Origin of the sequence: Micromonospora sp. NPDC007271, assembly GCF_040634005.1 — a bacterium.
GTDB lineage: Bacteria > Actinomycetota > Actinomycetes > Mycobacteriales > Micromonosporaceae > Micromonospora.
Window position 1 is genome coordinate 67552 of sequence record NZ_JBEYER010000027.1, and the last position, 6000, is coordinate 73551.

4 protein-coding genes are annotated in these 6000 nt (G+C 68.0%); 3 read left to right on the forward strand and 1 reads right to left on the reverse strand.

From position 1 onward, the window contains the following. Positions 1-56 precede the first annotated feature (56 nt). The 3 genes from ABZ570_RS12730 to ABZ570_RS12740 are packed head-to-tail and all read left to right on the forward strand — an operon-like array spanning position 57 to position 3814. Positions 57-401: a winged helix-turn-helix domain-containing protein gene (locus ABZ570_RS12730; protein WP_358061291.1), complete on the forward strand. Its 345-nt coding sequence runs from the start codon at positions 57-59 to the stop codon at positions 399-401. After that, positions 398-3337: a M20/M25/M40 family metallo-hydrolase gene (locus ABZ570_RS12735; RefSeq protein WP_358061294.1), complete on the forward strand. Its 2940-nt coding sequence runs from the start codon at positions 398-400 to the stop codon at positions 3335-3337. The genes ABZ570_RS12730 and ABZ570_RS12735 overlap by 4 nt, the downstream gene beginning before the upstream one ends. 54 nt (positions 3338-3391) lie before the next feature. After that, positions 3392-3814 carry a VOC family protein gene (locus tag ABZ570_RS12740; RefSeq protein ID WP_358061297.1) on the forward strand — a complete coding sequence of 141 codons (423 nt, stop codon included), beginning with the start codon at positions 3392-3394 and terminating at the stop codon, positions 3812-3814. 351 nt (positions 3815-4165) lie between these two features. Here the strand turns inward: ABZ570_RS12740 and ABZ570_RS12745 are convergent, their stop codons facing one another. After that, complete coding sequence (locus ABZ570_RS12745) at positions 4166-5998, reverse strand: S9 family peptidase (RefSeq protein WP_358061300.1); 1833 nt, start codon at positions 5996-5998, stop codon at positions 4166-4168. Between the last annotated feature and the right edge of the window lie 2 nt (positions 5999-6000).

Genomic DNA, 6000 nt, shown 5'->3' on the forward strand with positions numbered 1-6000 from the left:
TCGGCGACCTGCGGGTCGACCTCAACGCCCGGCGGGTCTGGCTCTCCGGCCGCGAGGTGAGCCTGACCCGCAAGGAGTTCGAGCTGCTGATGGCGTTGGCCCGGCAGGCGGGCACGGTCGTCTCCCGGGACCGGCTGCTGATGGAGATCTGGCAGACCACCTGGAACGCCGGGCAGACCCTCGACGTCCACGTCGCGGCCCTGCGCGGCAAGCTCGACCACGCCGGCCTGGTGGAGACCGTACGCGGGGTGGGCTACCGGCTACGGCCGCACCAACCCCCGGTGAGATTCCGCCGAATTCTCAGATCATCCTCAAGAAAACCCGCCCGGACGACCATCGGCGGCGCGGCTGTCGTCTGCTTTCCCCACCGTGTCATCCCCCCTGTTCTGGAGCTTCTATGAGAGACAGACGGACGGCCATCTTCTCCGTCCTGCTCGCCGCGACCCTCGCGGCGACCGTTGCGCCCACGCCCAGCGCGTCCGCGGCCAGCTTCGGCAAGGAGGGCTTTCAGCCGAGTGTCACCTACGATCTGTCGGTGACCGACGCCGAGCGGGACGCGATTCACGCGGAAGTCGAGGCGTTGGCTGGACGCGTCAACAGCGCGCGGGCGGGGGACGGCACCTACGACCCGCTCAGTCTGGTCGGGGCGATGCTGGACGGGTCGAGCTACGACTCCATCTCCCGAGGCGGCACGGCCGCGACGGCGTACCCCTTCCCGGTCAGCAACACCGCGGCCAACCAGTACGAGTACGACCGCAAGGTCGCCAAGCTCGCCTGGGTGGTCAAGCTGGCCACCGACCTGGGTTTCCCGGTGGTCGTCCAACGCCAGCCCGACAAGTACGTCTACGCAGAGATCGGTGACCCGGACGCCCCGGAGATGGTCATGGCGTTGAGCCACCTCGACTCGCCGACGGCTTCGGTTTCGCCAGCCCAGCTGGCGCGCTGGCGGGACGCCGATGGCAACCTCGGCACTCCTGGTGCGTACCACTCGCCCTATGTCCAGGACGGCTGGGTCTACGGGGCGGGCATCCAGGACGACAGCGGCCCGACGCTGGCGACGCTGCTCGCGGCCAAGGCGCTGCTCGAGGCGGGGTTGCCCCTCGACCGACGCATCCGCATCGTCATGGGAATCTACGAAGACGGCGGTCCCGGAACCCCCTCGACGACGAACACCGCCACCTTCCAGTCCATCCCGTACAACTCGAACCCGAGCTTCTACGACAACTGGGCCTACAAGAACCTCAATCGGGAAGAGATCCCGATCGCGGCCTACACCTCCGACTCGCGGTTCCCGGTCATCGTCGGCAACTCCGGATCGGTGACCCCGTCGGTGTCGATGAGCTTGTCCGCAGACAGCACCAAGGCCTTCCGGCTGACGGCCGCCACAGCCGGCGTCACCCTGCGCGAAGGCGACCCGACGCTCAAGGACATCGCCTACGGCAGCACCACGCAGATCGCCTCGCGGGCCATTTTCACCCTCGACGTGGCGGGGGCCGGCTCCGCCGAGCGCGACCGATTCGTAGCGGCGATCACTGCTGCCGCGACCACGAACGGTTGGCTCCCGGCTGCTTCCCGCACCACGCCCAAGGTGCAGACCACGATCACCGGCGACTCGCTCACGCTGGAGGTCAACACCGATGTGGCGATGGAGATGCCGACCCCGCAGTACGGCAAGAATGCCGTCGTGTGGGGAATGTTCCTCCTCTCCAAGGGACTCGGCGCATTGGGAATCACGGCCGCCGACATGCAATTGAAGAAAGCCGCCGACGGCATCGCCGAGCTGTTCTTCCGTGACGGTGTCGAAGGCGAAGCGTATATCGGCAAGTACATGGGCATCCCGGCGAGCCTGTTGCGCAACCCGAGCAACGGCACGCCGAACCTGACCTTTGCCCTCATGGGCGGCATCAATTCGGAGACCCCGACGAGCTTCTACACGGACGCCTCCGGCAGCCTCAGCATGCCGATGTATGTGCGCAGCATGCACGTCACCGCGGCTGACTCCGGCCAGGCAACGGCGGCGGTCACGGCCGCCTTCCAGGCGAAGGGGTTCACCATCGGCAACCTCGGCTCGCCCGTCGGCGCCGGGTTGTACGTCACTCACGACAACCCGCTCACGGCTCTTCAGTTCGGGAGCTACCAAGCCTCGATCAACCACAACCCGGAGGCGTTTGCGGATCCATATTGCCTCAGGGACGTGGTCTATCCGCAGGGCACGACCGGCGGCACGCTGGCCAGCAGCTTCCGCAACAAGATGACCGCCTTCGGCGCCGTCATCCCGGGTAACGAGCGCTGGTGGCACACGGCCAACGAGCGGATGAAGGTCGACTCGGCAGTGCAGATGACCAAGATCATGGCCGATGGCATGCTGGAAATGGCCCGGTACTCCGGGCCCGCCGGTGCCAAGTTCATGTGGGCAGACATCCCCGGGCTGAACGCCGACCGGGCGGACCTCGACCTGCTCGACGTCACGATCGGAACCTACAAGGACGCGTCGGCCGCTGTCGGCACGAGCCAGCTGGGCAACCAGGCCCTGCTCGGCGCCACCTCGTTCAACATCCCGATGTGGAACGGGCGCGGCAACTCGACCCCGACGGCGTCGGCTTTCGAACTGGGGCACGCCCCGGGCGGGGTCTACCTGCCCCTGACCGACACCGAGTACCTGAACTCCACGTACGTGGCGCCGATGCGCCTGGAGTTCAAGGTGGAGCGCCCTGACCACATGTCAGACGCGGCCTGGGCGAAGTTCGTCGCCGGCGGCTACGGCGACTTCCAGTTCAACGTTCTCGTCGGCGACGAGGTTGTGCCGCTGGCCGTTCCTGCGGGGCAGAGTGCGGACAAGTACTTCTCCTCGCGCATTTCGGCCAACAACCCCGACGCCATCTACCTGTCGGTCAACCTCGCGATCACCGATGCCCCGTACACCGGGGTGCAGGCCAAGCTCGCGGATTCCAAGACGGACCTGTACACGGTCAACCCGACGTACCTGGCCTCGAACCCGGATCCGTTCCCCGGGCGCGGGGCCATCGAACAGCGGGGCTTCTTCGTGTTCGGTGACGGGCAGAAGAACGCGGAGTTCTCTTCACCCGACGCGGTCTACGTGACAGTCGCCAACGCGGTCATCGATGCGAAGCCGTCGGCGGTGGTGAAGAAGTTGAAGGGCAACACGAACGAGTTGACCGTCACGGTGAAGCAGACCCACGTCGACGGCAGCGAGTCTCCGGTGACGGCCACGTTCACCATCGACAACAACGCTGCCGGCACTTACACCGTCGGCGGTTACAAGGTATACGTCGACACCAAGGGCAACACCCAGGTGCGGTCGATCTCCATCGTGTGACGCCTGTGAACCGGAAGGCCAGCGCGCGCACGGGAGGGCATGCGCGGTGGCAGGATGCCTCGACTCGGGGTCAGCGGCCGCCGGGGTGCGAGGCACATTGACAACGGAGTGGAGCCATTGCCGTCGGTAGTGGTTCCACTCCGTTGTGTGCCATTGGGCGTGGCTGTTCCTGTGGGTTGTCTGTCAAGCACTCCGCACGTGCCGCAGGCAGACCGTTCCGGAGGACACCGCCGAGGCCACGGATCACATGGCCTGGCTTGGGAGCCATGCCCGGAGCCACCGGAGCGAGCGGACCCGGACGAGCCCGGACCGACCCAACTGCCCCTGGAACATGGCCGAGCGTGCACGACTGACCAGCAGAAGGTGCCCGAACTGGTAGCTGCCGGTGCGACAGTGCTCCGCGAGGAGTGGTCCGGCGACACCTTGGGACACGTCGTCATGCAGGATCCCGAGGGCAACGAGTTCTGCGTCGCGTGACGCTCGGTCTTAGCCGATGAGTGGGCTCGGTGACCGACGATGGTGGTCCTGCGGCGGCCGGGCCGGACGGACGAGTCGCAGGTCGAGGCTGCCTGTCCAGCCTTTTCGCCTCGCCCGCTACCTGCCGGGCTGACGCATCAGGGCCGGGGCTTGCGGAGGATGTAGGTGAAGCCGAACGCCGTTTCGCTGGTGGGACGTCGACGTAGCCGAGCCGCTGGTAGAACCCGTGCGCGGTGATGCGGATTTGGCTCCCCTCTGTGTCAAGACGTCGCCGGGAGCGGGGGTTCTAAGCTGGAGTAGGTGGTCTGGCCTGCCGCTCGGCCGTAGCGGTCGTGGCGGTCGGACGTTGGGTTATCCGAGCCACCGGTCGAACCATGCGCGGGTGCGGCGGAGCACGTCGAGCTGGTGGTTGCGTTCGCGGATCGCGTGGTTTTCCCGGGGATAGACGACGTACTTGTGCTCGACTCCGAACCTGCGTAGCGCGCGGTGGAAGAACTCCGCCTGTGATACCGGAACGTTGGTGTCGTACTCGCCGTGCAGAATCAGGACCGGCGTGCGGACCTTGGAGGCGTACGAGATCGGGCTGAGCCGGTCGTGGCGGTGTGGACCCGGTCCTTCCCAGCCGCTGCTACCGCCGAGGGCAGCCTCGAACGGCCCCTGTTCTCCGGTTGCGGCGAGCATTCCCCAGTCGCTGATTCCGGCGCCCATCACGGCGGCCTTGAACCGGTCGGTCTGCCCGATCGCCCAGGCGGCCATGAAGCCGCCGTGGCTCCAGCCGCCGATGCCCAGCCGGTCGGGGTCGGCGACGCCGTCGGCGATGAGCAGGTCGATGCCGGCGCAGATGTCGGTCCACTCGTCCAGGCCGACCGCGCCGGCGACGCGCACCGCGAAGTCGTGGCCGTGCCCTTGGCCGCCGCGCGGGTTCGGCAGAAACACGGCGTAGCCCGCAGCCGCCAGCCACTGACCTGACGGGTGCCAGCCGAGCATGAGCCGGTCGGCGTGCCGTTCGTACGGGCCGCCGTGAACGAGTGTCACCAGCGGAAACGGCCCGTCCTCGTGGGACCGGCCGGCGGGCAGGATCAGCAGGCCGTCCAGGGCCAGCCCGTCGGATGCCTCGTACGACAGGCGTTCCTGGACACCCCACCGGATGTCGCGGAGTTCGGGCCTGAGATCGGTCAGCCTCGTCAGCGGCCCGCTCGTGGGGCCGGCGTGGACGTTCCCGGGCTGGTAGGACGAGCTGACCACCGCCGCGACGGCTTCACCGTGCCGGTTCGTGGTCAACGACGTCGCGAGGCCGTCGACCCGGGACACCTCGACGAGGCTGGGCCCGGCCGGATCGAGCCGGTAGATCGCGGTATCGAGCCCGTCGGCGACCAGCGCCAGCGGGGGCCCGGTGTCGACCTGAACCAGGTTGCTCGGGCAGACGGTCGTGCCGGCGGACAGGTTACGGTGCTCGCCCACCGGCCCGCTCACTGGTACGGCGACATCGAGAACCGCGTGTCCGCCCACCAGAGCGGGCGGAGTCTTCGCGACATACGCCAAGTGCCAGCCGTCGACGGCGGGCCACCAGACGAGCGACGACGCGCACGCTGCGGCCGGGCCGAGGTCCCGCATCACGCCGCTGTCCGGATCGAGGAGGTGGAGACCGGGCTCCACCAGGCCCGGGTCCACGTCAGGGGTCGACCAGGTCAGTACCGCCAGGATTCCATCGCCGGGCCGCTGGGCCACCTCGACGACATGGCGATCACCGAACGCATCCGGTGTCCGGACCTCCCGGCTCCGTACGTCGAGCAGCCGCAGCCGGTCCGGGCGTACGCGTTCACCCCACACCCGAGCGTCGTCACGCTCCCTCACCCGGCGTTCGTCCTCGGCGGACGGTTTATCGGCCGCGATCACCACGACCAGGTCCGGATCGGCTAGTGGGAGGTGCCCGGACACCCCACCGGCCCAGCACGTGACCGCCTGCACAACACCGTCGACGAGCCCCACCCGGTGCAGTTGCGCCGTGCCACGCTCGGTCCGGTCGGAGAGAAAATAGATCAACAGCGAATCCTCGGCCCACCGCGGCGCTGAATCGCACGCCTCACCCGAAGTCAATCGTCGCGGAGACCCGGTCCCGTCGGCGGCGGCGACCCAGAGTTCGCTGACCGGGTGATCACCAGCCCGCCCGACCGGGGCGACCACGT

Excerpts from the sequence above, each read along its gene's own strand:
- ABZ570_RS12735 (WP_358061294.1), top strand. The coding sequence starts at position 398 with ATGAGAGACAGACGGACGGCCATCTTCTCCGTCCTGCTCGCCGCGACC.
- ABZ570_RS12740 (WP_358061297.1), top strand. The coding sequence starts at position 3,392 with ATGCCTCGACTCGGGGTCAGCGGCCGCCGGGGTGCGAGGCACATTGAC.